Annotated in this window: 24 protein-coding genes; 23 read left to right on the top strand and 1 reads right to left on the bottom strand. The window is 69.0% G+C overall.

The window, feature by feature from the left end:
• Nucleotides 1-227: 227 nt before the first annotated feature.
• The 23 genes from thrB to ACFV7R_RS36725 all read left to right on the top strand — a co-directional run bounded on the left by thrB (nt 228) and on the right by ACFV7R_RS36725 (nt 24,482).
• Nucleotides 228-1,157 carry a homoserine kinase gene (gene thrB / locus ACFV7R_RS36835; RefSeq protein WP_385271806.1) on the top strand — a complete coding sequence of 310 codons (930 nt, stop codon included), beginning with the start codon at nt 228-230 and terminating at the stop codon, nt 1,155-1,157.
• Nucleotides 1,158-1,580: 423 nt separating this feature from the next.
• The gene (gene rho / locus ACFV7R_RS36830) at nt 1,581-3,617 is read left to right on the top strand and encodes a transcription termination factor Rho (protein WP_385271803.1); all 2,037 of its coding nucleotides are present in this window, start codon (nt 1,581-1,583) and stop codon (nt 3,615-3,617) included.
• 184 nt (nt 3,618-3,801) lie between these two features.
• Nucleotides 3,802-4,932 carry an LCP family protein gene (locus ACFV7R_RS36825; protein WP_385271800.1) on the top strand — a complete coding sequence of 377 codons (1,131 nt, stop codon included), beginning with the start codon at nt 3,802-3,804 and terminating at the stop codon, nt 4,930-4,932.
• 195 nt (nt 4,933-5,127) lie between these two features.
• On the top strand, nt 5,128-5,349 hold the full coding sequence (gene rpmE / locus ACFV7R_RS36820; RefSeq protein WP_059301453.1) for a 50S ribosomal protein L31: 222 nt from the start codon (nt 5,128-5,130) through the stop codon (nt 5,347-5,349).
• A 107-nt stretch (nt 5,350-5,456) separates the two neighbouring features.
• A complete protein-coding gene (gene prfA / locus ACFV7R_RS36815; protein ID WP_385271796.1) occupies nt 5,457-6,524 on the top strand; it encodes a peptide chain release factor 1 in 1,068 nt (355 codons plus the stop codon).
• Nucleotides 6,525-6,594: 70 nt separating this feature from the next.
• Entirely contained in the window at nt 6,595-7,434 is an 840-nt protein-coding gene (gene prmC, locus ACFV7R_RS36810) for a peptide chain release factor N(5)-glutamine methyltransferase (protein ID WP_129800560.1), read from the top strand.
• A 54-nt stretch (nt 7,435-7,488) separates the two neighbouring features.
• Nucleotides 7,489-8,136, top strand: coding sequence for an L-threonylcarbamoyladenylate synthase (locus tag ACFV7R_RS36805; RefSeq protein ID WP_129800559.1), 648 nt, complete (start codon nt 7,489-7,491; stop codon nt 8,134-8,136).
• Entirely contained in the window at nt 8,133-8,813 is a 681-nt protein-coding gene (locus ACFV7R_RS36800) for a protein-tyrosine-phosphatase (RefSeq protein ID WP_129800558.1), read from the top strand. The genes ACFV7R_RS36805 and ACFV7R_RS36800 overlap by 4 nt, the downstream gene beginning before the upstream one ends.
• A gap of 109 nt (nt 8,814-8,922) precedes the next feature.
• The gene (gene glyA / locus ACFV7R_RS36795; RefSeq protein WP_385271792.1) at nt 8,923-10,167 is read left to right on the top strand and encodes a serine hydroxymethyltransferase; all 1,245 of its coding nucleotides are present in this window, start codon (nt 8,923-8,925) and stop codon (nt 10,165-10,167) included.
• Between the two features lie 129 nt (nt 10,168-10,296).
• Complete coding sequence (locus tag ACFV7R_RS36790) at nt 10,297-11,607, top strand: MraY family glycosyltransferase (protein ID WP_385271789.1); 1,311 nt, start codon at nt 10,297-10,299, stop codon at nt 11,605-11,607.
• 284 nt (nt 11,608-11,891) lie between these two features.
• A complete protein-coding gene (locus tag ACFV7R_RS36785; protein WP_385271785.1) occupies nt 11,892-12,326 on the top strand; it encodes a hypothetical protein in 435 nt (144 codons plus the stop codon).
• 225 nt (nt 12,327-12,551) lie between these two features.
• A complete protein-coding gene (atpB, locus tag ACFV7R_RS36780; RefSeq protein WP_385271782.1) occupies nt 12,552-13,373 on the top strand; it encodes a F0F1 ATP synthase subunit A in 822 nt (273 codons plus the stop codon).
• Between the two features lie 78 nt (nt 13,374-13,451).
• Nucleotides 13,452-13,682 (top strand): ATP synthase F0 subunit C, encoded by a 231-nt coding sequence (gene atpE, locus ACFV7R_RS36775; RefSeq protein WP_250967599.1) that lies wholly within the window; start codon nt 13,452-13,454, stop codon nt 13,680-13,682.
• Nucleotides 13,683-13,724: 42 nt separating this feature from the next.
• The gene (locus ACFV7R_RS36770; protein ID WP_129800553.1) at nt 13,725-14,273 is read left to right on the top strand and encodes a F0F1 ATP synthase subunit B; all 549 of its coding nucleotides are present in this window, start codon (nt 13,725-13,727) and stop codon (nt 14,271-14,273) included.
• Nucleotides 14,270-15,085 carry a F0F1 ATP synthase subunit delta gene (locus ACFV7R_RS36765; protein WP_385271778.1) on the top strand — a complete coding sequence of 272 codons (816 nt, stop codon included), beginning with the start codon at nt 14,270-14,272 and terminating at the stop codon, nt 15,083-15,085. The genes ACFV7R_RS36770 and ACFV7R_RS36765 overlap by 4 nt, the downstream gene beginning before the upstream one ends.
• A 122-nt stretch (nt 15,086-15,207) precedes the next feature.
• Nucleotides 15,208-16,815, top strand: a complete 1,608-nt coding sequence (gene atpA / locus ACFV7R_RS36760) for a F0F1 ATP synthase subunit alpha (protein WP_385271775.1) — start codon at nt 15,208-15,210, stop codon at nt 16,813-16,815.
• Between the two features lie 21 nt (nt 16,816-16,836).
• On the top strand, nt 16,837-17,751 hold the full coding sequence (locus ACFV7R_RS36755; RefSeq protein WP_385271772.1) for a F0F1 ATP synthase subunit gamma: 915 nt from the start codon (nt 16,837-16,839) through the stop codon (nt 17,749-17,751).
• Complete coding sequence (atpD, locus tag ACFV7R_RS36750) at nt 17,751-19,187, top strand: F0F1 ATP synthase subunit beta (RefSeq protein WP_385271769.1); 1,437 nt, start codon at nt 17,751-17,753, stop codon at nt 19,185-19,187. The genes ACFV7R_RS36755 and atpD overlap by 1 nt, the downstream gene beginning before the upstream one ends.
• 109 nt (nt 19,188-19,296) lie before the next feature.
• On the top strand, nt 19,297-19,671 hold the full coding sequence (locus ACFV7R_RS36745; protein WP_129800548.1) for a F0F1 ATP synthase subunit epsilon: 375 nt from the start codon (nt 19,297-19,299) through the stop codon (nt 19,669-19,671).
• Between the two features lie 132 nt (nt 19,672-19,803).
• A complete protein-coding gene (locus ACFV7R_RS36740; RefSeq protein ID WP_385271766.1) occupies nt 19,804-20,250 on the top strand; it encodes a DUF2550 domain-containing protein in 447 nt (148 codons plus the stop codon).
• A 451-nt stretch (nt 20,251-20,701) separates the two neighbouring features.
• On the top strand, nt 20,702-21,802 hold the full coding sequence (locus ACFV7R_RS36735) for a right-handed parallel beta-helix repeat-containing protein (RefSeq protein WP_385271763.1): 1,101 nt from the start codon (nt 20,702-20,704) through the stop codon (nt 21,800-21,802).
• 509 nt (nt 21,803-22,311) lie between these two features.
• Complete coding sequence (locus ACFV7R_RS36730; RefSeq protein WP_385271761.1) at nt 22,312-23,058, top strand: IPT/TIG domain-containing protein; 747 nt, start codon at nt 22,312-22,314, stop codon at nt 23,056-23,058.
• A 149-nt stretch (nt 23,059-23,207) separates the two neighbouring features.
• Complete coding sequence (locus tag ACFV7R_RS36725; RefSeq protein WP_385271758.1) at nt 23,208-24,482, top strand: IPT/TIG domain-containing protein; 1,275 nt, start codon at nt 23,208-23,210, stop codon at nt 24,480-24,482.
• An 84-nt stretch (nt 24,483-24,566) separates the two neighbouring features.
• Here the strand turns inward: ACFV7R_RS36725 and ACFV7R_RS36720 are convergent, their stop codons facing one another.
• Nucleotides 24,567-26,387: a glycosyl hydrolase family 18 protein gene (locus ACFV7R_RS36720; RefSeq protein ID WP_385271755.1), complete on the bottom strand. Its 1,821-nt coding sequence runs from the start codon at nt 26,385-26,387 to the stop codon at nt 24,567-24,569.
• Between the last annotated feature and the right edge of the window lie 3 nt (nt 26,388-26,390).

The raw sequence follows: 26,390 nt of genomic DNA, 5'->3' as shown, positions 1-26,390 counted from the left end.
GCACAGGGGGCTTACGACACGCATCGTGCGCCTCCTGTGCGCCCTATGTCGCCACAGAACCTTCCTTCGATAGGCTGTACCTAACCCACCCGCCGCATATGCCGCGGTGCCGCGTCGTCTCCACAGCCGGACAGTGTCCGGCCTCCCGGCGAAAGGCGGCCGCAGGGTTCGTCGTACGTCATCGAATGTCTTCGACAATCACGCAGCTCAAGGAGAGTCATCGAGCGATGGCCGGTCCAGCCTTCCGCGCCGCCGCCGTACGGGTGCGCGTCCCCGCCACCAGCGCCAACCTCGGCCCGGGCTTCGACGCCTTCGGCCTCGCGCTGGGGCTCTACGACGACGTGGTCGTCCGGGTGGCCGACTCCGGGCTGCACATCGACATCGCGGGTGAGGGCAGCGAGACGCTGCCACGTGACGAAAACCACCTCCTCGTACGCTCCCTCCGCACCGCCTTCGATTCCCTGGGCGGACAGCCACGCGGCCTGGAAATCGTCTGCGCGAACCGCATTCCGCATGGCCGTGGCCTGGGCTCCTCCTCGGCTGCCATCTGCGCCGGCATCGTTGCCGCGCGCGCCGTGACCATAGGCGGCGAGGCCAAGCTCGACGACACGGCCCTGCTCGAACTCGCCACCGAGATCGAGGGCCACCCGGACAACGTGGCGGCCTGTCTGCTGGGCGGTTTCACGCTCTCCTGGATGGAGGCCGGGGGCGCGCGGGCGATCAGGATGGAGCCCGCCGATTCCATCGTTCCGGTGGTTTTCGTGCCCGGGAAGCCGGTGCTGACCCAGACCGCGCGCGGACTGCTCCCGCGCACCGTGCCGCACGTCGACGCCGCCACCAACGCGGGCCGGGCCGCGCTGCTCGTCGAGGCCCTGACCAGGCGCCCCGAACTGCTGCTGCCCGCCACCGAGGACCGCCTGCACCAGGAGTACCGGGCGCCCGCCATGCCCGAGAGTGCGGCGCTGGTCGAGCGGCTGCGGGCCGACGGCATTCCCGCCGTGATCTCCGGCGCCGGGCCCACGGTGATGGCGCTGGCCGACGCGGGAACGGCCGACAAGGTGGAACAGCTTGCAGGTCCGGGCTGGGCCGCGAACCGGCTCGCGCTCGATCTGCAGGGCGCGAGCGTGCTGCCGCTCGCGCCCTCCGGTTCCGATTAAGTGCATGCGATTGCCGGATTTGGAGAGGGGGAATGTTTGTTGGATCCGGTAGTGTTAACCTCAAGTCTGCACCCGACCCCACCATGGCGAGGTGCCTCGTGTCCCAGTCCGGGACAGACATTCTTCCGGGAGCCCCCCAAGCCGCACTGTGTTTTGTACCTCGTACGCGGGCAGTACGTCGTACGCCGACACTGAGCGGCCCGACGGTGGGGGTACCCCCTCTGGGGGATCTCCGGAACCGGTGCGACCACGCCACGTGACACTGGGTGCCACGGCTCGAGGAAGCGCCATCACCAGATATTTCTTCCGCCGCTTAGGCGGACCACCGCCCCGGCACGGTTCGCACAGCAAGGACCGAAGCCGGACAGCACAACCGGTCGCCGAGCCAGACAGGCCGACGTCCGCTCCAGGGAAGGACCCTTCGTGAGCGACACCACCGATCTGATGGGCGCACGTGTCGAGGAGACCGCTGCCGCGCCCGCCACGGACGCCTCCGCGCCTGCCACCGGTGCCGGCTCCCGGCGGCGCCGCGGTACCGGCCTCGAGGGCATGGTGCTGGCCGAGCTGCAGCAGGTCGCATCCGGCCTCGGCATCAGGGGCACCGCGCGTATGCGCAAGAGCCAGCTGATCGAGGTCATCAAGGAGGCGCAGGCCGGCGGCGGAGCCCCGGCGAAGAGCGCCGAGGCCGCCGAGACCAAGCCCAAGCGCCGCGCCACCTCCAAGGCGCGCACGGGTGAGGACGCGCCCGCCGAGAAGACCGCGAAGGCCGAGAAGAGGGCCGAGGCGCCCGCCGAGAAGGCCGTGGCCCAGCAGCAGATCGAGATCCCCGGCCAGCCGGCTGGGGGCCCCTCCCGCGATGGGGGTACCTCCCGCGCGAGCGCAGCCGAGCGTGGGGGAGAAGCCGAGCGTGGGGGAGACGACGCCCCCGCGGAGCGCCGTCGTCGCCGGGCCACCGCCGAGGCCGGCAGCCCCGAGACCGTCACCGCCGAGGCGAAGAGCGAGCCGAAGGCCGAGACGCCCGCGCAGCAGCAGCCGCAGGGCGACGCCGGTGAGGGCGCCGAGGGCCGCCGCCGGGACCGCCGCGAGCGCGGCCGGGACCGCGACCGTGACCGTGACCGGGACCGCCGTAAGGGCGACGACCAGCAGGGCGGTCAGCAGCGCGGCCAGCAGCAGGGCCAGCAGGGCGGCGGCCGCCAGGACCGTCAGCAGGACGACGACGACTTCGAGGGCGGCCGCCGGGGCCGTCGCGGCCGCTACCGCGACCGCCGGGGCCGTCGTGGCCGCGACGAGATGGGCAGCGAGCCGCAGATCGCCGAGGACGACGTCCTGATCCCGGTCGCGGGCATCCTGGACATCCTCGACAACTACGCCTTCATCCGTACGTCGGGCTACCTGCCCGGTCCGAACGACGTGTACGTCTCCCTCGCCCAGGTCCGCAAGAACGGCCTGCGCAAGGGTGACCACATCACCGGCGCGGTCCGTCAGCCCAAGGAAGGCGAGCGGCGCGAGAAGTTCAACGCGCTGGTCCGCCTGGACTCCGTCAACGGCATGGCGCCCGAACACGGCCGCGGCCGCCCGGAGTTCAACAAGCTGACGCCGCTGTACCCGCAGGACCGGCTCCGTCTGGAGACGGACCCCGGCGTTCTCACCACCCGCATCATCGACCTCGTCTCGCCCATCGGTAAGGGCCAGCGCGGTCTGATCGTGGCCCCGCCGAAGACCGGCAAGACCATGATCATGCAGGCGATCGCCAACGCGATCACGCACAACAACCCCGAGTGCCACCTGATGGTCGTCCTCGTCGACGAGCGTCCGGAAGAGGTCACCGACATGCAGCGGTCGGTCAAGGGCGAGGTCATCTCCTCGACCTTCGACCGCCCGGCCGAGGACCACACCACGGTCGCCGAACTCGCCATCGAGCGCGCCAAGCGCCTTGTGGAGCTGGGCCACGACGTCGTCGTCCTGCTCGACTCGATCACGCGTCTGGGCCGTGCGTACAACCTCGCGGCGCCCGCCTCCGGCCGCATCCTGTCCGGTGGTGTCGACTCGACCGCCCTGTACCCGCCGAAGCGCTTCTTCGGTGCGGCCCGCAACATCGAGGACGGCGGCTCGCTGACCATCCTCGCCACCGCCCTGGTGGACACCGGGTCCCGCATGGACGAGGTGATCTTCGAGGAGTTCAAGGGCACCGGCAACGCGGAGCTCAAGCTCGACCGGAAGCTCGCCGACAAGCGCATCTTCCCGGCGGTGGACGTCGACGCGTCCGGCACCCGTAAGGAAGAGATCCTGCTCGGCGCCGAGGAGCTGGGCATCGTCTGGAAGCTGCGCCGGGTGCTGCACGCGCTCGACCAGCAGCAGGCAGTCGAGCTGCTCCTCGACAAGATGAAGCAGACCAAGTCGAACGCCGAGTTCCTGATGCAGATCCAGAAGACGACGCCGACGCCGGGCAACGGCGACTGAGTCGTCCAGCACACGGCAACCTGAGGGCCGTCCCCGTCACCGAGGTGACGGGGACGGCCCTTCACAGTTTTCTGTGCAACCCTGCGCCGGGTTTCCCCGTCTGACCGTACGGAGCGACGATGGTGCGGTACACGCCTGTTCCTCACCGCAGGGGGTAACCGACCCGACGAGAACCGAGGAGCACATGTCTGCCGAGAGCACGCCGGAACCCGGCATACCGGGCGAGCCCGGCACCACCGGCCCGCGCCATCGCACCCCGGGCCGCCGCCGCAAGCCCCGCGGCAAGGGCCTGCTGATCACGGCCTGGACCGCGGCGGGCATCGTCGTCCTCGGCGGCACCGGCCTCGGGTACGTGTACTTCAAGCTCAACGGCAACATCAACAGCGTCGACATCGACCACGCCCTCGGCACCGACCGGCCCGAGAAGGCCGACAACGGCTCCGAGAACATCCTGGTCCTCGGCTCGGACACCCGCTCCGGCAGCAACCAGGACCTCGGCGGCGGCGCCGACGACGGCAGTGCCCGCTCGGACACGGCGATGATCGTGCACCTCTACGAGGGCCGCAAGAAGGCCAGTGTCGTCTCCATACCGCGCGACACCCTCATCGACCGCCCGGAGTGCACCGACACCGACGGCACCACGCATGACGCCGCGACGAGCGTGATGTTCAACTCCGCGTACACCACCGGCGGCGCCGCCTGTGCCGTGAAGACCGTCGAGTCCCTCACCGGCATCCGTATGGACCATTATCTGGAGGTCGACTTCAGCGGCTTCCAGAAGCTGGTCGACGAGCTGGGCGGCGTCACGGTCACCACGACCGAGGACATCGACGACCCCGACAGCCATCTGAACCTCGAGGCCGGCACGCACAGGCTCACCGGCACGCAGGCCCTCGGCCTGGTCCGCACCCGGCACGGCGTCGGCGACGGCTCCGACCTCGGCCGCATCCAGCTCCAGCAGGCCTTCATCAAGGCGCTGGTCGAGCAGGTCAAGGACGTCGGCCTGTTCACCAGCCCGAAGAAGCTGTACGACCTCGCCGACACCGCGACCAAGGCCGTGACGACCGACTCCGACCTGGGCTCGGTGAACTCCCTCGTGTCCTGGGCGAACGGCCTCAAGGGCATCAGCGCGTCGAAGATGCACATGGTGACCATGCCGGTCCAGTACGACCCGGCCGACCCGAACCGCGTCCTCCTGGACGAGCCCAAGGCCCAGCAGGTCTGGACCGCCCTCAAGAACGACAGGCCGATCCCGAAGACGGCCACGGAAGGAACGGCCACGGGCGAAGCCAAGGGCGTCGTAAGCGCCCCATAGGGGCGCGGGGCTGTATCGATATGCGGCTCCGCCGCGTGGGCGCGACAAGCCCAAGACGGCCCGCAGGGAACAAACAACAGCAACCCCCGGTTTTGGGGGATGGCCCCAGTCCTGGCAGACTGGTACGTCGGCTCCGGTTCACGCTCCCGCATCCCGCGGCAGCGACCCGGCGCCCTCCCGAAACTAGGAGACACCTTGAAGCGCGACATCCACCCCGAGTACGTCGAGACGCAGGTCAGCTGCACCTGCGGCGCGTCGTTCACCACCCGCAGCACGATCCAGTCCGGCACCATCCGGGCCGAGGTCTGCTCCGAGTGCCACCCGTTCTACACGGGCAAGCAGAAGATCCTCGACACCGGTGGCCGTGTGGCCCGCTTCGAGGCCCGCTTCGGCAAGGCTGCCGGCTCCAAGAAGTAGCGAGCCCCATTTCGCCGGTCCACGGCCGCGCCCTTCCTTCGGCGCGCCGGGACCGGCGTTTTTGGTCGCCCGCCCCTTCACCCACGTACGCACCACAGGAGCCAGAGATGTTCGAGGCCGTCGAGGAGCTCGTCGCCGAGCACGCCGACCTGGAGAAGAAGCTCGCCGACCCGTCGGTCCACGCCGACCAGGCCAATGCGCGCAGGCTGAACAAGCGCTACGCCGAGCTGACCCCGATCGTCGCCACGTACCGCTCCTGGAAGCAGTCCGGCGACGACATCGAGACGGCCCGCGAACTGGGCGCCGACGACCCGGAGTTCGCCGCCGAGGTCAAGGAGCTGGAGCAGCAGCGCGAGGAGCTGACGGAGAAGCTGCGGCTGCTGCTGGTCCCGCGCGACCCCAGCGACGACAAGGACGTCATCCTCGAGATCAAGGCCGGCGCGGGCGGCGACGAGTCCGCCCTGTTCGCCGGCGACCTGCTGCGCATGTACCTGCGGTACGCCGAGCGGGTCGGCTGGAAGACCGAGATCATCGACGCCACCGAGTCCGAGCTGGGCGGCTACAAGGACGTCCAGGTCGCGGTGAAGGCGCGTGGGCAGATCGAGCCCGGGCAGGGGGTGTGGGCCCGGCTGAAGTACGAGGGCGGCGTGCACCGTGTGCAGCGGGTGCCGGCCACCGAGTCGCAGGGCCGTATCCACACCTCCGCGGCCGGTGTGCTCGTCACGCCCGAGGCGGAGGAGGTCGACGTCGAGATCAACCCGAACGACCTGCGGATCGACGTCTACCGGTCGTCCGGCCCGGGCGGCCAGTCCGTCAACACGACCGACTCCGCGGTGCGCATCACGCATCTGCCCACCGGAGTGGTCGCCTCCTGCCAGAACGAGAAGAGCCAGTTGCAGAACAAGGAGCAGGCACTGCGTATCCTGCGCTCCAGGCTGCTCGCCGCGGCGCAGGAGGAGGCGGAGAAGGAAGCCGCCGACGCCCGCCGCAGCCAGGTCCGTACCGTCGACCGCTCCGAGAAGATCCGTACGTACAACTTCCCGGAGAATCGCCTCTCGGACCACCGCGTCGGCTTCAAGGCGTACAACCTGGACCAGGTCCTGGACGGCGACCTCGACGCGGTGATCCAGGCCTGCGTCGACGCGGACTCGGCCGCCAAGCTCGCAGCCGCGTAAGGCATTCACGAGTACACGGAGGACGAGCGTGCAGCAATCATTTGGGGGGCGGCCCCCGAGCGCCCGCAGCGTGCTGCTCGCTGAGGTAGCTCAGGCCACCCAGCGGCTGGCCGACGCCGGCGTGCCCTCTCCGCGCACCGACGCGGAGGAGCTCGCCGCGTTCGTGCACGGTGTGAAGCGGGGCGAGTTGCACTCCGTGAAGGACTCCGACTTCGACGCCCGCTACTGGGAGGTCGTCGCACGCCGTGAGCAGCGCGAGCCGCTGCAGCACATCACCGGGCGCGCCTTCTTCCGGTACCTGGAGCTGCAGGTCGGGCCGGGCGTCTTCGTGCCGCGTCCCGAGACCGAGTCGGTGGTCGGGTGGGCCATAGACGCCGTGCGTGCCATGGATGTCGTCGAGCCGCTCATCGTCGACCTGTGCACCGGCTCGGGCGCCATCGCGCTCGCCCTCGCCCAGGAGGTGCCGCGCTCCCGGGTGCACGCCGTGGAGCTGTCGGAGGAAGCGCTGCGGTGGGCCCGCAAGAACGTGGAGGGGTCCCGGGTCGATCTGCGGCAGGGTGACGCCCTGACCGCCTTCCCCGACCTGGACGGCCAGGTCGACCTGGTCATCTCCAACCCGCCGTACATCCCGCTCACGGAGTGGGAGTACGTCGCTCCCGAGGCGCGCGACTACGACCCCGAGATGGCCCTGTTCTCCGGCGAGGACGGCCTCGAGCTCATCCGCGGCCTGGAACGCACCGCGCACCGGCTGCTGCGCCCCGGCGGCGTCGTCGTCATCGAGCACGCCGACACCCAGGGCGGCCAGGTGCCGTGGGTCTTCACGGAGGAACGGGGCTGGGCCGACGCCGCCGACCACCCGGACCTCAACAACCGGCCGCGCTTCGCGACCGCCCGCAAGGCGCTGCCGTGAGCAGCCCGAACTCTTCCCAGCAGCAGTACTTCGTGTACGAGGAGGCCCGCTGATATGGCACGGCGATACGACACCAACGACGCGACCGACCGAGTGACCGGTCTGCGCGAAGCCGCGTCCGCCGTCCGCCGTGGCGAACTGGTGGTCCTGCCCACCGACACCGTGTACGGCATCGGCGCCGACGCGTTCTCCTCCGAGGCCGTCTCCGATCTGCTGGAGGCCAAGGGCCGGGGCCGCAACATGCCCACCCCCGTCCTGATCGGCTCCCCGAACACGCTGCACGGTCTCGTCACCGACTTCTCCGAGCTGGCCTGGGAGCTCGTCGACGCCTTCTGGCCGGGCGCCCTCACGCTGGTCGCCAAGCACCAGCCGTCCCTGCAGTGGGACCTGGGCGACACCCGGGGCACCGTTGCCGTGCGCATGCCGCTGCACCCGGTCGCCATCGAGCTGCTGACGGAGGTCGGCCCCATGGCCGTCTCCTCCGCCAACCTCACCGGCCACCCGGCGCCGGAGGACTGCGACGCCGCCCAGGAGATGCTCGGCGACTCCGTCTCCGTCTACCTCGACGGCGGCCCCACCCCCGGCATCGTGCCGTCCTCCATCGTCGACGTCACCGGCCCGGTGCCCGTCCTGCTGCGCGAGGGCGCCCTCTCGCCGGACGAGCTGCGCAAGGTCGTACCCGACCTCGAGGTGGCCAGTTGACAGCCCCTGACGCGGGGCGTGGCATAGGCAACGGGGAAAGCGCGGCGGAGATCACGACGACATTCGTGGGACTTCCGCGCGACAGCTTCCGCATCCTCCACGTCAGCACCGGAAACGTGTGCCGCTCGCCGATCACCGAGCGGCTGACCCGGCATTTCGTGCAGGAACGGCTCGGCATCCTGGGCGGCGGGCTGATCGTGGAGAGCGCGGGCACCTGGGGCCACGAGGGCGCGCCCATGGAGGCCAACGCCGAGACGGTGCTGGCCGACTTCGGCGCGGACGCGACCGGGTTCGTCGGCCGGGAGCTGCTCGACGAGCATGTGATCCGCGCCGATCTGGTCCTGACGGCCACCCGGGACCACCGCGCCCAGGTCATCTCCATGGGCCACTCGGCGGGCCTGCGGACGTTCACGCTGAAGGAGTTCACCCGTCTGGTGCGGGCCATAGACCCGGCCACGCTGCCTCCGCTGGAGGAGGGCGTGGTCGCCCGCGCCCGCGCGCTGGTGCGGGCGGCGGCCGCTCTACGCGGGTGGCTCCTGGCGCCGACGGCCGAGGCGGACGAAGTGTACGACCCGTACGGGGCGCCGCTGCCGTTCTTCCGCTCGATCGGCGACGAGATACACCAGGCGCTGGATCCGGTCGTCACGGCGCTGACGGGTGTGACGGCGCGTACGTGACTCCGGGCGCCTGACCACAGGCCCCACGCGGCAGCCGTACAACAGCGGGCGCCCCCGACCACCCCGGCCTACAGTGGACCTACGTGACGGTCGACGCCCGGAGTCCACCATGTCGGTCACTCATGCCCCTGAGGGCTCTGTCGATGTACTGCGGCGGCAGGATCCCGAGCTCGCCGAGATTCTGCTCGGGGAGCTGGACCGGCAGGCCACCACCCTCCAGCTGATCGCCGCCGAGAACTTCACCTCGCCGGCCGTCCTCGCCGCCCTCGGCTCGCCGCTCGCCAACAAGTACGCGGAGGGGTATCCCGGCGCCCGGTACCACGGTGGCTGCGAGATCGTCGACGTCGCCGAGCGGGTCGCCGTACAGCGGGCGCAGGCGCTGTTCGGCGCCGAACACGCCAACGTCCAGTCCCACTCGGGCAGTTCGGCCGTCCTCGCCGCGTACGCCGCCCTGCTGCGCCCCGGCGACACCGTCCTCGCCCTCGGCCTGCCCTACGGCGGCCACCTCACGCACGGCTCGCCGGCCAACTTCTCCGGCCGCTGGTTCGACTTCGTCGGCTACGGGGTCGACGCCGAGACCGGGCTCATCGACCACGACCAGGTGCGCGCCCTGGCCCGTACGCACCGCCCGAAGGCGATCGTGTGCGGCTCGATCGCCTATCCCCGGCACATCGACTACGCCTTCTTCCGCGAGGTCGCCGACGAGGTGGGAGCGTATCTGATCGCCGACGCGGCCCACCCCATCGGGCTCGTCGCCGGGGGAGCGGCGCCCAATCCGGTGCCGTACGCCGATGTCGTCTGCGCCACCACCCACAAGGTGCTGCGCGGACCGCGCGGCGGCATGATCCTCTGTGGCTCGGAACTGGCGGAGCGCGTGGACCGGGCCGTCTTCCCCTTCACTCAAGGAGGGGCTCAGATGCACACCATCGCCGCCAAGGCCGTCGCCTTCGGTGAGGCGGCCACACCGGCCTTCTCGGCGTACGCGCACCAGGTGGTCGCCAACGCCCGGATTCTGGCCGCCGGGCTGGCCGCCGAGGGCATGGTGGTCACCACCGGCGGCACGGACACCCACCTCATCACCGCGGACCCCGCCCCGCTCGGCGTCGACGGCCGCAGGGCCCGCGGGCGGCTCGCCGCCGCCGGCCTGATCCTCGACTGCTGCGCCCTGCCGCACGACGACGCCCGCGGCCTGCGCCTGGGCACGGCGGCGGTCACCACGCAGGGGATGGGGGAGCGGGAGATGGGACGCATCGCCGCCCTGTTCGGGGGAGTGCTGCGGGACGAGGTCGACGGCAGGCGGGCCCGTGCAGAAGTGCGGGAGCTGGCCGGTCAGTTTCCGCCGTATCCGCGTTGAGCGGGGGCAGGCGCAATTCCGTACACAGCCACACGTGCAACCATCGTCGCTACCCGGAAGTCCTCATCCATATGCGCACCTCGCTAGGGTGTGGGGCTGAGATGGCCAGCGAGACCTGTGGGGAAGCCCGTGCGTGAATACCTGCTGACGCTCTGCATCACGGCCGCGGTGACGTATCTGCTGACAGGGCCGGTACGGAAGTTCGCGATCGTGGCCGGAGCGATGCCGGAGATCCGGGCGCGTGACGTGCACCGGGAACCCACTCCGCGGCTCGGCGGGATCGCGATGTTCTTCGGCCTGTGCGCCGGCCTGCTGGTCGCGGACCACTTCACCAACCTCAGTACGGTCTTCGAGAAGTCCAACGAACCGCGGGCGCTGCTCTCCGGAGCGGCGCTCATCTGGCTCATCGGCGTCCTGGACGACAAGTTCGAGATCGACGCCCTGATCAAGCTGGGCGGCCAGATGATCGCCGCCGGCGTCATGGTCATGCAGGGTCTGACGATCCTGTGGCTGCCGGTTCCGGGCGTCGGCACGGTGGCGCTGACCCAGTGGCAGGGCACCCTGCTGACGGTGGCGCTGGTCGTCATCACCATCAACGCGGTCAACTTCGTCGACGGCCTGGACGGGCTCGCGGCGGGCATGGTGTGCATCGCGTCGGCCGCGTTCTTCCTGTACGCCTACCGGATCTGGGTGTCGTACGGCATCGAGGCCGCGGCCCCTGCGACGCTGTTCGCGGCGATCCTCATGGGCATGTGCCTGGGCTTCCTGCCGCACAACATGCACCCCGCCCGGATCTTCATGGGCGACTCGGGCTCGATGCTCATCGGCCTGGTCCTGTCGGCGGGCGCGATCTCCATCACGGGGCAGGTCGACCCGGACCTGATGAACCTGTTCACCGGTTCCGAGCGCAACTCCGTGCACCAGATGGTGCCGGTCTACATCCCGCTGCTGCTGCCGTTGACGATCATCGCGATCCCCGCGGCCGACCTGATCCTGGCGATCGTCCGTCGCACCTGGCGCGGTCAGTCCCCCTTCGCCGCCGACCGGGGCCATCTGCACCACCGGCTGCTGGAGATCGGCCACTCGCACAGCCGCGCGGTGCTGATCATGTACTTCTGGTCGGCGCTGATCGCGTTCGGGGCGCTGGCCTACTCGGTGAACGCGGCGTCGATGTGGATCGTGCTGGGCATCGTCCTGCTCAGCGCGATCGGCCTCATCCTGCTTCTGCTGCCGCGCTTCACCCCGCGCGCCCCGAGGTGGGCCGAGCACTTCGTGCCACCGCGCTACCGGCGCCGCACGGTCCTCACCGCGCCCGCAGTCGACGAGACCCCGGAGCCGAGCGCCCCGGCCGAGGAGGAACAGCGCACTCCGGTCGCCGCGGGAGTCTCCGGAGTCAACGGAGCGACCGCCATCGGCCCCCGCTCCCGCTTCACAAGGTAAGAATCTGACTAAAGCATTGCCCATTCATGGGGGAACGAAGCGCCCCAATACCAGACAAGTCGGCGCTGTTTCTGCACAGACGCGCACAGTCACCCTCATGTGTGACAGCGAGCACACCTCCAGGTAAAGACCTCATCAAATAGTTTGTGATACGGTTCACGAGAACCCGGACAGGGCCGAAGGACCGCAGTGCGACGGTCCATTGGCGTGAGGTTCCCTCTCAACCCGGGACTACGCTCGTCCATGACGACACCCTGCCCCCCTGTGAAAGCGGAGTTGCCGCCATGCCGTCCAATGACGTCCGGATCCTGGCCCAGGCTGCTGTGCCCACAGCTGCCGTCGGCGCTGTTGCCGCCGTCGTCAGTGGTGTGGTGGCCGGCGGCAAGGGCGCAGTCGGGTCCCTCGTGGCCGCGCTGGTGACGATCCTCTTCATGGGCATCGGTCTGCTTGTACTCCAGCGCACCGCCAAATCGCTGCCGCACCTGTTCCAGGCGATGGGCCTGATGCTCTACGCGGCGCAGATCCTGCTGCTGTTCGTCTTCCTCGCCGTGTTCAAGAACACGACGCTGTTCAATCCCAGGGCCTTCGCGATCACGCTCATCGCGACCACGCTCGCGTGGATCGGTGCGCAGACGATGGCGCACATGAAGTCCAAGATCCTCTACGTCGAACCCGACTCCGCGGGCAGCAAGCCCGAGAAGACGGGCCCGTCGTCGTGAGGGGTAGGGCCGGGATAAAAGCGCGTTCGACAAGCTGCTATCGTCCGGTGCCAACTGCGGCACTGCGGGCGCGGGCATCCGAGCTGACGCCTGTTCCATCGCGAGGCTCGACGCCGAACCGCCGCCCCCACATCCGTAACACCAGTCCAGTGCCGAACCGCGGCTGCGCGCCGCGCCGACACAACGAGGTTGCCGTACCCATGCGCCACGCTGAAGGAGCCCGCGGTGAGTGCTGACCCGACGCAGGTGCTCGCCTTCGAGACCGACTGCCACATCTTCGACGGCTGTGGCTTCCCGGCTCCCGGCCTGCACTCGTTCCTGTTCGAGCCCCTCTGGGGCGACGCGGACAGCAACCTGTACTTCAACAAGACGATGCTGCTGGCGCTGCTCGGCTCGATCATCGTCATCGGCTTCTTCTGGGCCGCCTTCCGCAAGCCGAAGGTCGTCCCCGGCAAGCTGCAGATGGTCGCCGAGGCGGGCTACGACTTCATCCGGCGCGGCGTCGTCTACGAGACGATCGGCAAGAAGGAGGGTGAGAAGTACGTCCCGCTCGTCGTCTCGCTGTTCTTCTTCATCTGGATGATGAACCTCTGGTCGATCATCCCGGTCGCCCAGTTCCCGGTCACCTCGATCATCGCCTACCCGGTGGTGCTCGCCCTGATCGTCTACATCCTGTGGGTCTCGCTGACCTTCAAGCGGCACGGCTTCGTCGGCGCGTTCAAGAACTTCACGGGCTACGACAAGTCGCTCGGCCCGGTGCTGCCGCTGGCCATGACCATCGAGTTCTTCTCGAACCTGCTGGTCCGCCCGTTCACGCACGCGGTGCGACTCTTCGCGAACATGTTCGCGGGCCACACGCTGCTGCTGCTCTTCACGATCGCCAGCTGGTACCTGCTCAACGGCATCGGGATCGCCTACGCCGGTGTCTCTTTCATCATGGTCATCGTGATGACGGCCTTCGAGCTCTTCATCCAGGCCCTTCAGGCGTACGTCTTCGTGCTCCTGACCTGCACCTTCATCCAGGGCGCGCTCGCCGAGCACCACTGAGCGCGCACGCATTGCCCAAACCCCGAGACGTCCGGTGGCCAACCCCCACCGGTCCTTGAAAGAGAAGGAAGAACTGGCATGTCCCAGACCCTTGCCGCTGTCACCGGCTCGCTCGGCTCCATCGGCTACGGCCTCGCTGCCATCGGTCCCGGCGTCGGCGTCGGCATCATCTTCGGTAACGGCACCCAGGCCCTGGCCCGTCAGCCCGAGGCTGCCGGTCTGATCCGTGCCAACCAGATCCTCGGCTTCGCCTTCTGTGAGGCGCTCGCCCTCATCGGTCTGGTCATGCCGTTCGTCTACGGCCAGTGATCATCTGATTCACGACCAGCCCACTAGACGAAAGGCACTGACATGAGCCAGCTGCTCATCATCGCGGCCGAGGGGGAGATGGAGAATCCCCTCGTCCCGCCGATCCCTGAGCTCGTCATCGGCCTGCTCGCCTTCGTCATCGTCTTCGGCTTCCTTGCCAAGAAGCTTCTCCCGAACATCAACAAGGTTCTGGAAGAGCGTCGCGAGGCCATCGAGGGCGGTATCGAGAAGGCCGAGGCCGCGCAGACCGAGGCCCAGAGCGTCCTGGAGCAGTACAAGGCCCAGCTCGCCGAGGCCCGGCACGAGGCCGCGCGACTGCGCCAGGAGGCGCAGGAGCAGGGTGCCGCGCTCATCGCCGAGATGCGTGCGGAGGGCCAGCGGCAGCGCGAGGAGATCGTCGCCGCCGGTCACACCCAGATCGAGGCCGACCGCAAGGCCGCCTCGGCCGCGCTGCGGCAGGACGTCGGCAAGCTCGCCACCGAGCTGGCCGGCAAGCTGGTCGGTGAGTCCCTCGAGGACCACGCCCGCCAGAGCCGTGTGATCGACCGCTTCCTCGACGAGCTCGAGGAGAAGGCCGAGGCGTCTCGATGAACGGAGCGAGCCGCGAGGCCCTGGCAGCCGCACGTGAGCGTCTCGACGCGCTGACGGACAACACGTCCGTGGACGCGGCGCGGCTCGCCGACGAGCTGGCCGCGGTGACCGCGCTGCTCGACCGCGAGGTGTCGCTGCGTCGGGTCCTCACCGACCCGGCGCAGGCCGGTGAGGCCAAGGCCGAGCTGGCCCAGCGCCTGCTCGGCACGCAGGTCGGCGGCGAGACCGCGGACCTGGTGTCCGGCATGGTGCGTTCCCGCTGGTCGCAGTCGCGCGACCTGGTGGACGCCCTGGAGGAGCTGGCGAACACCGCCGACCTCACCGCCGCGCAGCGGGCCGGCACGCTCGACGACGTGGAGGACGAGCTGTTCCGGTTCGGCCGGATCGTCTCGTCCAGCACCGAGCTGCGGGCCGCGCTGACCGACCGGAAGGCCACCGTCTCGGCCAAGAGGGAGCTGATGCGCAGCCTCCTCGGCGGCCGGACCGCGGCCCAGACCGAACGTCTGGTGACGCGTCTTGTGACCGCGCCGCGGGGACGTAGCCTGGAAGCGGGACTGGAGTCCCTGTCCAAGCTCGCCGCCGAGCGGCGGGACCGCATGGTCGCCGTCGTCACCTCGGCGGTGCCGCTGAGCGACGTACAGAAGCAGCGCCTCGGCGCCGCCCTGGCGAAGCTCTACGGCCGTCAGATGCACCTCAACCTCGACGTCGACCCCGATGTCGTCGGCGGGATCCGGGTGCAGGTCGGTGACGAGGTCATCAACGGCTCCCTCGCGGACCGCATCGCGGACGCCGAGCGTCGGCTGGCGAGCTAGCCGCAACTGAACACGCAGTACGTACTTACGGCCCATGTTGGGCCGTGCAGAGGATTCCTGGGGGTCGCCCCCAGACCCCCAAAGTGAAACTTCGGGCCCAACAAGGAGAGCAGGGAACCCAGATGGCGGAGCTCACGATCCGGCCGGAGGAGATCCGGGACGCACTGGAGACCTTCGTCCAGTCGTACAAGCCGGACGCGGCCTCGCGCGAGGAGGTCGGTACGGTCACCCTTGCCGGCGACGGCATCGCGAAGGTCGAGGGTCTGCCCTCGGCCATGGCCAACGAACTGCTGAAGTTCGAGGACGGCACCCTCGGCCTCGCCCTCAACCTCGAGGAGCGCGAGATCGGTGCCATCGTCCTCGGTGAGTTCAGCGGCATCGAGGAGGGGCAGCCGGTGCAGCGCACCGGTGAGGTTCTCTCCGTGGCAGTGGGCGAGGGCTACCTCGGCCGCGTCGTCGACCCGCTCGGCAACCCGATCGACGGCCTCGGCGAGATCGAGACGTCCGGCCGCCGCGCCCTCGAGCTGCAGGCCCCCACGGTCATGCAGCGCAAGTCGGTGCACGAGCCGATGGAGACCGGCTACAAGGCCGTCGACGCGATGACCCCGGTCGGCCGTGGTCAGCGTCAGCTGATCATCGGTGACCGCCAGACCGGCAAGACCGCCCTGGCCGTCGACACGATCATCAACCAGCGCGACAACTGGCGCACCGGCGACCCGAACAAGCAGGTCCGCTGCATCTACGTCGCCATCGGCCAGAAGGGCTCCACCATCGCGTCGGTCCGCCGCGCGCTGGAGGAGAACGGTGCGCTGGAGTACACGACCATCGTCGCCGCCCCGGCGTCCGACCCGGCCGGCTTCAAGTACCTGGCGCCGTACACCGGCTCGGCCATCGGCCAGCAGTGGATGTACGAGGGCAAGCACGTCCTGATCATCTTCGACGACCTCTCGAAGCAGGCCGACGCCTACCGCGCCGTGTCCCTCCTGCTGCGCCGCCCGCCGGGCCGTGAGGCCTACCCGGGTGACGTCTTCTACCTGCACTCCCGGCTGCTGGAGCGCTGCGCGAAGCTCTCCGACGACATGGGTGCCGGCTCGATGACCGGTCTGCCGATCGTCGAGACCAAGGCCAACGACGTCTCGGCGTTCATCCCGACCAACGTCATCTCCATCACCGACGGCCAGTGCTTCCTGGAGTCGGACCTGTTCAACGCCGGTCAGCGCCCCGCGCTGAACGTCGGTATCTCCGTCTCCCGAGTCGGTGGTTCCGCGCAGCACAAGGCGATGAAGCAGGTTTCGGGCCGTCTGCGCGTCGACCTCGCCCAGTTCCGTGAGCTGGAGGCGTTCGCCGCCTTCGGTTCCGACCTGGACGCCGCGTCGAAGGCGCAGCTGGAGCGCGGTCAGCGCATGGTCGAGCTGCTGAAGCAGGCCCAGTACCAGCCGATGTCCACCGAGGACCAGGTCGTCTCCATCTGGGCCGGCACCACCGGCAAGATGGACGAGGTGCCGGTGGCCGACATCCGCCGCTTCGAGCGGGAGCTCCTCGAGTACCTGCACCGCAAGGAGCAGGGCCTGATGACCTCCATCAAGGAGGGCGGCAAGATGTCGGACGACACCCTCACGGCCGTCGCCGACGCCATCGCGGAGTTCAAGAAGCAGTTCGAGACCTCGGACGGCAAGCTGCTCGGCGAGGAAGCCCCGGCCGCGCCGAAGGCGACTGCCGCCTCCAAGTGACGTAAGGAAGGGACCTGACTCATGGGAGCCCAGCTCCGGGTCTACAAGCGTCGCATCCGATCCGTCACCGCGACCAAGAAGATCACCAAGGCGATGGAGATGATCGCCGCCTCGCGCGTCGTCAAGGCGCAGCGCAAGGTGGCGGCCTCCACGCCGTACGCGCAGGAACTGACCCGCGCGGTCACGGCGGTCGGTACCGGGTCGAACACCAAGCACCCGCTGACCACCCAGGCCGAGACGGTCACCCGGTCCGCGGTGCTGCTGCTGACGAGCGACCGTGGTCTCGCCGGTGCCTTCAACTCCAACGCCATCAAGGCGGCGGAGCAGCTGACCGAGCGCCTCGAGCGCGAGGGCAAGCAGGTCGACACGTACATCGTCGGCCGGCGCGGTGTGGCCCACTACAACTTCCGTGAGCGCAAGATCGCGGAGTCGTGGACCGGCTTCACCGACGAGCCCACGTACGCGGACGCCAAGAAGGTCGCGGCGCCCCTGATCGAGGCCATCGAGAAGGACACCGCGGACGGCGGCGTGGACGAACTCCACATCGTCTACACGGAGTTCGTGTCGATGATGACGCAGACGGCGGTCGACTCCCGCCTGCTGCCGCTCAGCCTCGAAGAGGTCGCGGAGGAGGCGCCCAAGGGCGAGATCCTTCCGCTGTACGACTTCGAGCCGTCGGCGGAGGACGTCCTCGACGCCCTGCTGCCGCGCTATGTGGAGAGCCGTATCTACAACGCGCTGCTCCAGTCGGCCGCCTCCAAGCACGCCGCCACGCGGCGCGCGATGAAGTCGGCCACTGACAACGCCGGTGAGCTCATCGAGAACCTCACCCGGCTTGCCAACGCGGCCCGCCAGGCCGAAATCACCCAGGAAATCAGCGAGATCGTCGGTGGCGCGAGCGCCCTGGCCGACGCGACCGCGGGGAGTGACTACTAATGACCACCACTGTTGAGACGGCCACGGCGACGGGCCGCGTCGCGCGGGTCATCGGCCCGGTCGTCGACGTGGAGTTCCCCGTCGACGCGATGCCGGACATCTACAACGCCCTCCACGTCGAGGTCTCCGACCCGGCGAACCAGGGCGAGAAGAAGACGCTGACCCTCGAGGTCGCCCAGCACCTGGGTGAAGGCCTGGTCCGCGCGATCTCCATGCAGCCCACCGACGGTCTGGTCCGCCAGGCCCCGGTCGTGAACACCGGCGACGGCATCACCGTCCCGGTCGGTGACTTCACCAAGGGCAAGGTGTTCAACACCCTCGGTGAGGTGCTGAACGTCGACGAGTCCTACGACGGTGAGCGCTGGACCATCCACCGCAAGGCGCCGAACTTCGACGAGCTCGAGTCGAAGACCGAGATGTTCGAGACCGGCGTCAAGGTCATCGACCTTCTCACCCCGTACGTCAAGGGTGGAAAGATCGGTCTGTTCGGTGGTGCCGGCGTCGGCAAGACGGTGCTCATCCAGGAGATGATCTACCGCGTCGCCAACAACCACGACGGTGTCTCCGTGTTCGCCGGTGTCGGTGAGCGCACCCGTGAGGGCAACGACCTCATCGAGGAGATGTCGGACTCGGGCGTCATCGACAAGACCGCGCTGGTCTTCGGTCAGATGGACGAGCCCCCGGGCACCCGTCTGCGCGTGGCCCTCGCCGGTCTGACCATGGCGGAGTACTTCCGCGATGTGCAGAAGCAGGACGTGCTGTTCTTCATCGACAACATCTTCCGCTTCACCCAGGCCGGTTCCGAGGTGTCGACCCTGCTCGGCCGTATGCCCTCCGCGGTGGGCTACCAGCCGAACCTGGCCGACGAGATGGGCCTCCTCCAGGAGCGCATCACCTCGACCCGTGGTCACTCGATCACCTCGATGCAGGCGATCTACGTCCCCGCGGACGACCTGACCGACCCGGCCCCGGCCACCACGTTCGCCCACCTCGACGCGACGACGGTTCTCTCCCGTCCGATCTCCGAGAAGGGCATCTACCCGGCCGTGGACCCGCTGGACTCCACGTCCCGCATCCTGGACCCGCGCTACATCGCGCAGGACCACTACGACGCCGCCATGCGCGTCAAGACGATCCTGCAGAAGTACAAGGACCTCCAGGACATCATCGCGATCCTCGGTATCGACGAGCTCGGCGAGGAGGACAAGCTCGTCGTCCACCGTGCCCGTCGCGTGGAGCGCTTCCTGTCCCAGAACACCCACGTCGCCAAGCAGTTCACCGGCGTGGACGGTTCGGACGTGCCGCTGGAGGAGTCGATCGCCGCGTTCAACGCGATCTGCGACGGTGAGTACGACCACTTCCCCGAGCAGGCGTTCTTCATGTGCGGTGGTCTCGAGGACCTGAAGAAGAACGCGAAGGAGCTGGGCGTCTCCTGACGTCGTGCTCTTGAGGAGGGGGCGGGCGCGTCCCGCCCCCTCTCTCACGCCCATTAGAATTGACCCAACACCCGGCACTACCGCCGGGTGGTGACCCGAGGAGCCACCCTTGGCTGCTGAGCTGCACGTCGCGCTGGTCGCGGCCGACCGAGAGGTCTGGTCCGGCGAGGCCACCCTGGTCGTCGCGCGCACCACGTCCGGCGACATCGGCGTCATGCCCGGTCACCAGCCGCTGCTCGGTGTGCTGGAGTCGGGCCCGGTGACCATCCGTACGAGTGATGGTGGGACGGTCGTCGCCGCGGTGCACGGCGGTTTCATCTCGTTCGCGGACAACAAGCTGTCGCTGCTGGCCGAGATCGCCGAGCTGTCGGACGAGATCGATGTCCAGCGCGCGGAGCGGGCGCTCGAGCGCGCGAAGTCGGAGGAGGATGCCTTCGCCGAGCGTCGCGCGGAGGTCCGACTGCGTGCGGCGACGGCGCGCTGACCAGAGCACGCGCCGTGCGATGACGTCACTCAGCCGCGGCTGGAACCGGAGCAATCCGGATCCGGTCGCGGCTGAGCCAGATATGGGTGTTTTTTACGTTCCGTTACCTAGGAGACGAGGAGGTCGGTGCCGATGGTCCTCGCTCTGACTGTGTGCGGAATTGTCGTGGCCCTCGTGGTGGTGGGTCTGTTCGTCTTCGGCCTGCGCCGCAGACTCATCCAGCGCTCCGGCGGCACCTTCGACTGCAGCCTGCGCTGGGACGTCCCCGAGAAACCCGACACCGGCGGCAAGGGCTGGGCCTACGGTGTGGCCCGCTACAACGGCGACCGGGTGGAGTGGTACCGGGTCTTCTCCTACGCCCCCCGCCCGCGCCGCATCCTGGAACGCTCCCAGATCGAGGTGGCCGGCCGCCGGCTTCCCGAGGGCGAGGAGGAGCTGGCGCTGCTGTCCGACGCGGTGATCCTGGTCTGTCTGCACCGGGGCACGCGTCTTGAACTCGCCATGAGCGAAGACGCGTTGACCGGTTTCCTTGCCTGGCTGGAGGCGGCGCCTCCGGGGCAGCGTGTGAACGTCGCCTGACGGCTGTTGTGGTCCGAGCTACCGCATCAGCCGGTGCCGCGAACGGCACCGGCTGAACGGGATCCAAATTCTCCACCAGGGGTGCCCATCGCGGTATGCCGGTGTGCTCACCCGAGCTCCTGCAGAAAGCCGCGGATGAACCGACTGCCGCATCCCCCGGCGAGAATGGGCGGCCCACCGGTTAGATCCATTCCAGTAATCCATTTCCCGCGCTGCAGCCGCAAGGCAATTGGCATATGTCACCCGAATGGCTCAGGGCCATAACCGCTGCCCGCCGCTCAGGCGTGCCGGAACGCTGAGAAAAACCCGGCCGGATGAATTCCGGGATGACCTGATTGTCGTAACGGGCTGCGCCCCGCTGTCCTGCGCCTTCACCCGTCCAGATCACACTGGGTGCCAACGGCCCCCGCTCCCGATGAAGTTGAACAACAACGACTCAAAGGGAGAACACGTGTCGACCGTGAAGAACGTCTGTAGGGTGGCGGCGACCGCGCTGCTGAGCGCTTCAGTGGCCCTGGTCGCCACGCCGGCCATCGCCACGTCCCCGCCTGCACGCCAGGCGACACCGGTACCGTGCGGGGACGTCGCCGAACTGATCGAGCAGATCAACGAGGCGAACGCCCGTGGGGCAGGATCGATTCTGCTGTCAGCGGGATGCGAGTACGAACTCACCACTCCGGCCGTGGCCGGAGGGGCCAACGGGCTGCCGACCATCACCGGGATCGTCACCATTACCGGTACCCAGTCCACCATCACCCGCACGTCGGCCACACCGTTCCGCATCGCCGAGGTCGCTTCGCAGGGATCCCTCACCCTCAACGGGATCACCGTGTCGGGGGGCAGTGCGACCGCGGGTGCCGACACGGTCGGCGGCGGCATCCTCACCGCAGGCGATCTGAGCCTGGTCGGGAGCCGGGTGAGCGACAACACCGCTTCCGCCGTGGGCGGCGGTGTCGCGGTCGCAGCCGGCGCCAGGGCGCACCTCACCAGCAGCACCGTGTCGGACAACACCGCAGGCGACGGCGGCGGAATCCATGTGGCCTCCGCCGCGCAGCTGACGATGGACAGGGGGGCTGTCGAGAACAACACGGCGGATTTCACGGGCGGAGGACTGTTCACCGCCGGCACCACCGTCCTCAACAGCGCGGACATCAGGGTCAACAGCACCGAGCGTTTCGAGGGCGGAGGCATCTTCGCGGCACTCGGCTCCCTCACTGTCTACGGCGGTCACGTGGAGGAGAACGAGGCCGCCTCGTCCGGCGGAGGTATCGCCAACTTCGACAGCACGCTGCGACTGGTGGGCACGGAGGTGGACAAGAACGACGCCGGAAGTGACGGTGGTGGCCTGTACCAGGGGCAGCGCCTGAACCAGCAGGGCGGCGTTGCCGGCCTGATCGGCGGCCAGGTCACCGAGAACGTGGCAGGAGGCCTGGGAGGTGGGATCTTCCGCGACGAGGACGGAGGCTCGGTCACTGTGTCCGGGACGCGGGTGGTGCTCAACAGACCTGACCAGTGCGCGCCCGCTGGAGCTGTCCCCGGCTGCCCGGTGTGACAGATGGTCGATGCCAAGCCCCGGGCCGTATCCGGGGCTTGGCATCGACTGCCGTTCCCGAACAAATGTTGGCCTGGAGGGGTGAAAGTTCGACAGAAGAAAGTCGCAAGGAGGGAAAAAGGGTCAGAGGTTACTCCGTTCGAGTGATGGAGGGCGACTGTGTCTTGTCACTCGATTGGATGTATGGGTCACTGAGAGTGTGAACCGGCGGGCTGCCCATCCCCGAGCCGGGGGAACGTTCGGACAGGCAGCACCCGTCGGCTTTTCCTTGCCCGGGACAGACGGCGGAGGCTGCGGTGCACCCGGCTGTCGTACGGGGGCCGTGCCGGTTCGTTCACCCGGGGCGCGGCAGCACCGCTGAGCGGTGCTCGTCGTATCGGAACGGGGCGGGAAGAGACCGACGTACGTGCCTTCGGCGGCGGTCCCGCCTCTGCGACGCGGCAGCCAGTGGCTGGCCCAACCCGGTCGGTTCCTCGCAATGTCCCCATCAACGAGCGAGGAGTGTCCTCATGCCCATCTCTCCGAATCAGGGTTCCACCGGGGGCGGGACCCTGGTGACCATCACCGGCACCAACCTGTCCAACACCAGCGCCGTGAAGTTCGGCACCAAGTCCGCCACGAACGTCACCAACGTCTCCCCGACACAGGTCACCGCCGTCTCCCCGTCGGGAACCGGCACGGTCGGGGTCACTGTGACCACCCCGGGCGGCACCAGCAACCCCGTGCCGTACTTCTACGTCGGCGCCCCGTTCAAGGCGTCCCTGAGCGCCACCTCCGGGCCGCTCGCCGGCGGCAACAGCATCACCGTCAGCGGCACCGGTCTGTCGACGGCCACCAGTGTGTCCTTCGGCGGTGTCACCGCCACTCCGACCGTGAGCAGTGACAGCTCGCTCAGCGTCGCCGTGCCCGCGGGCGCGGCGGCCGGTCCGGTGGGAGTGAGCGTCACCACTGCGGGCGGCACCAACAACGGCCTCACCTACACCTACGTCGACGTCCCCACGGTCACCACCATCAGCCCCACCTCGGGTCCGGCCTCGGGCGGGACGGCGGTCACCATCACCGGCACCAATCTGGACAGCACGGAATCGGTCACCTTCGACGGCGCCGCGGCGCCGTTCTCGGTGATCAGCGCCACCACGCTGTCCGTGGTCACCCCGCCCGGCACCGCGGGAGCGGCCGACGTCGTCGTGACCAACCCCGCCGGATCGGACACCGAACTCGGCGGCTTCACCTACGTCGCCGGGCCCGGCATCTGACCGGTCCGATCACCTCCGTAACAGGGAGGCGCAGAACCCCCGTCCGGGCGGCAGTCCCCCCTCCGCCCGGACGGGCTCGGCCCGAAGCCCTGCCATGACGTGGCTGCATGTGTCATCGATCCCTCAGCCCTGCGTGAAGGAGTACAGCCATGGCCCCTCCTGTGGTCACTTCGGTCAGTCCCAGCCAGGGGCCGCCCACAGGTGGTACCACCGTCATCGTGACCGGAATCGATTTCACGGGAGTGGTCATCGTCCGGTTCGGATCCATCCCCGCCACGTCGTTCACGGTCAACAGCAGCACGCAGATCACGGCCGTGACTCCGTCCGGCAGCGGAACAGTGAACGTCACCGTCACCACGACCCAGGGCACCAGCGCCCAGTCCGTGCCCTTCACCTATTCCACGGCTCCCACCCTCTCGAGCCTGTCGCCGAACCAGGGGCCGGCCTCCGGGGGGACGACGGTGACGCTGACGGGCACGGGCTTCACCAATGTGACGAGCGTGCGGTTCGGCGGCGTGGCGGCGGCCTCGTTCACCGTCAACAGCAGCACCCAGATCACCGCTGTCAGCCCCGCCCGCGCCGCAGGCCCGGCCGACGTCACCGTGACCACTTCGGGCGGCACCAGCAACGCCCTCACGTTCACCTATGTCGCCGCTCCCTCCATCACCGGCCTGTCGCCGAATCGGGGGCCGGTCTCCGGGGGGACGACGGTGACGCTGACGGGCACGGGCTTCACCAATGTGACGAGCGTGCGGTTCGACGGCGTGGCGGCGACCTCGTTCACCGTCAACAGCAGCGCCCAGATCACCGCGGTGACGCCTGCCCACGCGGCGGGCGCCGCGGCCGTCACGGTGACCACGGTCGGCGGCACCAGCGACCCCGACGACCCCGACGCGTTCTTCTTCTACGCCGCGTTGCCCACGCTGACCGCGCTCGACCCTGCCTCCGGCCCCACAGCGGGCGGCACCACGGTCAGGCTCACCGGCAACAACCTCCTCGGTGCGACGGCGGTGCTGTTCGACGGCGTGGCGGCCGCCTCGTTCACCGTCGACTCCGCCACGCAGATCACCGCGGTGACCCGGAGCCATGCCCCTGGTGCCACGGAGGTCACGGTGATCACCCCCGGCGGCACCAGCAATCCCCTCGGCTATGTCTTCCTCGACGCGCCCGTGCTGGCCTCCCTGGTACCCGACAAGGGGCCGACGCACGCCGGTACGGTCGTCACGCTGACCGGCAGCAACCTCGCGTCCACCACACGCGTCCGGTTCGGCACCGTCCCCGCGGCGTTCACGGTGGTCTCCCCGACGCAGGTCACCTCCGTCGCTCCGGCAGGGCCCGCCGGGCCGGTCTCCGTCACGGTGACCACGCCCGCCGCCACCAGCAACGGCCGGACGTACACACGGGTCGCTGCGCCCGCCATCTGACCGCATCCGGGCAGGGGGAAGCCGGAGCGGCAGGGTGAGACCTGCCGCTCCGGCTTCAGGTGTCGGAGTGCGGATGGCCGGGCGTCAGTTCAGCCCGTTGCTGATGGCGCTCACCAGCTCACCGTTGCTGGTGTCGCCGCTGAACTCCCAGAAGAACGCGCCACCCAGGCCCTGGTTCTTGGCCCAGGTCATCTTCCCGGCGATCGTCGACGGGGTGTCGTACGACCACCAGTTGCTGCCGCAGTGCGCGTACGCCGTGCCCGCGATGGTGCCGTTCGCCGGGCAGGAGTTCTTCAGGACCTTGTAGTCCTCGATGCCGGCCTCGTAGGTGCCGGGTGCCGCGCCGGTCGCCGAGCCGCCGGGGGCGGACTGGGTGACGCCGGTCCAGCCGCGGCCGTAGAAGCCGATGCCGAGCAGCAGCTTGGCGGACGGCACGCCCTTGGCCTTGAGCTTGGCGATCGCGTCGGCCGAGTTGAAGCCCGCCTGCGGGATGCCGGGGTACGAGGTGAGCGGCGAGTGCGGAGCGGTCGGGCCGTCCGCGTCGAAGGCTCCGAAGTAGTCGTACGTCATCACGTTGTACCAGTCGAGGTACTGGGCGGCGCCGCCGTAGTCGGCCGCGTCGATCTTGCCGCCGGAGGAGCCGTCGGCGGTGATGGCCGCGGTGACCAGGTAGTTCGAGCCGAACTCGGTGCGCAGCGCCGACATCAGGTTCCTGAAGGCCGCCGGGCCGGAGGTGTCACAGGTCAGGCCGCAGGCGTTCGGGTACTCCCAGTCGATGTCGATGCCGTCGAAGACATCGGCCCAGCGCGGGTCCTCCACGACGGCCTTGCAGGACTTGGCGAACGCGGCCGGGTTCTGCGCGGCCTGGCCGAAGCCGCCGGAGTAGGTCCAGCCGCCGAAGGAGTACAGCACCTTGATGTGCGGGTACTTGGCCTTCAGCTGACGCAGCTGGTTGAAGTTGCCGCGCAGCGGCTGGTCCCAGGTGTCGGCGACGCCGCTCACGGACTGGTCGGCGGTGTAGGCCTTGTCGGTGGCGGCGTAGGCGTCGTCGAGCACGCACTGGCCGTTCTTCACGTTGCCGAACGCGTAGTTGATATGCGTGATCTTGGACGCGGAGCCCGAGGTCACCAGGTTCTTGACGTGGTAGTTGCGGCCGTAGACGCCCCACTCGGTGAAGTAGCCGAGGTTGATCTTCCCGCCCGGGCCGGGGTCGGTGCCGCCGCCGGTGGTGCGGACCGCACGGGCGCCGGAGACCGGGCCGGTCTGGTCGGCGGTGTCCCGGGCCTGGACGGTGTACGAGTAGTCGGTGCCGGCGGTCAGGCCGGTGTCCGTGTAGGTCGTGCCGGTGACGGTGGCGACCTTGGTGCCGCCGCGCAGGACGTCGTAGTTCTTGATGCCCTTGTCGTCGGTGGCGGCGCTCCAGGACAACTTCACCGAGGTGTTGGTGATGTCGGAGGCGGTGGGGGTGCCGGGGGCGGAGGGCGGGTTGTCACCCGGGACCGAGCCGCCGTCACAACTGCCGCCGTTGAGCTTGCAGTTGCCCGGCGCGCCGGAGCCGGTGCCGTTGAAGCCGAAGGAGACGGAGGCGCCGGGGGCGAGGGTGCCGTTCCAGGACTTGTTCTTGGCGGTCCAGTGGGTGCCGGAGGAGGTGACGTCGGCGTCCCAGGCGGAGGTGACGGACGTGCCGGAGGGGAAGTCCCACTCGACGGTCCATGCGTTGATGGTGGTGGTGCCGGTGTTCTTGACGGTCCACTTGCCTTCGAAGCCGGTGCCCCAGTCCTGGGTCTTGCTGTAGGTGGCGGTGGCTTCGGTGGCGGCCTGGGCGGGACTGGCGAGACCGACCAGACCGGCGAGCGGGAGCAGCAGGGTCGCGAAGCCTGCCAGGGCTCTCTGTCTGAAGCGCATGCT

Source organism: Streptomyces sp. NPDC059866 (assembly GCF_042731325.1).
Lineage (GTDB): Bacteria > Actinomycetota > Actinomycetes > Streptomycetales > Streptomycetaceae > Streptomyces > Streptomyces flavusporus.
Note: the sequence above shows the minus strand (reverse complement) of the source record. Positions and strands in the feature narration are given on the sequence as shown.

What these genes read in the sequence shown, in the direction of transcription:
- glyA (WP_385271792.1), top strand. Translation starts at nt 8,923, where the DNA reads ATGTCGGTCACTCATGCCCCTGAGGGCTCTGTCGATGTACTGCGGCGG.
- ACFV7R_RS36765 (WP_385271778.1), top strand. Translation starts at nt 14,270, where the DNA reads ATGAACGGAGCGAGCCGCGAGGCCCTGGCAGCCGCACGTGAGCGTCTC.
- ACFV7R_RS36730 (WP_385271761.1), top strand. Translation starts at nt 22,312, where the DNA reads ATGCCCATCTCTCCGAATCAGGGTTCCACCGGGGGCGGGACCCTGGTG.
- ACFV7R_RS36805 (WP_129800559.1), top strand. Translation starts at nt 7,489, where the DNA reads ATGGCACGGCGATACGACACCAACGACGCGACCGACCGAGTGACCGGT.
- ACFV7R_RS36825 (WP_385271800.1), top strand. Translation starts at nt 3,802, where the DNA reads ATGTCTGCCGAGAGCACGCCGGAACCCGGCATACCGGGCGAGCCCGGC.
- ACFV7R_RS36755 (WP_385271772.1), top strand. Translation starts at nt 16,837, where the DNA reads ATGGGAGCCCAGCTCCGGGTCTACAAGCGTCGCATCCGATCCGTCACC.
- ACFV7R_RS36785 (WP_385271785.1), top strand. Translation starts at nt 11,892, where the DNA reads ATGCCGTCCAATGACGTCCGGATCCTGGCCCAGGCTGCTGTGCCCACA.
- ACFV7R_RS36770 (WP_129800553.1), top strand. Translation starts at nt 13,725, where the DNA reads ATGAGCCAGCTGCTCATCATCGCGGCCGAGGGGGAGATGGAGAATCCC.
- ACFV7R_RS36725 (WP_385271758.1), top strand. Translation starts at nt 23,208, where the DNA reads ATGGCCCCTCCTGTGGTCACTTCGGTCAGTCCCAGCCAGGGGCCGCCC.
- atpA (WP_385271775.1), top strand. Translation starts at nt 15,208, where the DNA reads ATGGCGGAGCTCACGATCCGGCCGGAGGAGATCCGGGACGCACTGGAG.
- atpE (WP_250967599.1), top strand. Translation starts at nt 13,452, where the DNA reads ATGTCCCAGACCCTTGCCGCTGTCACCGGCTCGCTCGGCTCCATCGGC.
- prfA (WP_385271796.1), top strand. Translation starts at nt 5,457, where the DNA reads ATGTTCGAGGCCGTCGAGGAGCTCGTCGCCGAGCACGCCGACCTGGAG.
- atpD (WP_385271769.1), top strand. Translation starts at nt 17,751, where the DNA reads ATGACCACCACTGTTGAGACGGCCACGGCGACGGGCCGCGTCGCGCGG.
- ACFV7R_RS36720 (WP_385271755.1), bottom strand. Translation starts at nt 26,387, where the DNA reads ATGCGCTTCAGACAGAGAGCCCTGGCAGGCTTCGCGACCCTGCTGCTC.
- ACFV7R_RS36740 (WP_385271766.1), top strand. Translation starts at nt 19,804, where the DNA reads ATGGTCCTCGCTCTGACTGTGTGCGGAATTGTCGTGGCCCTCGTGGTG.
- thrB (WP_385271806.1), top strand. Translation starts at nt 228, where the DNA reads ATGGCCGGTCCAGCCTTCCGCGCCGCCGCCGTACGGGTGCGCGTCCCC.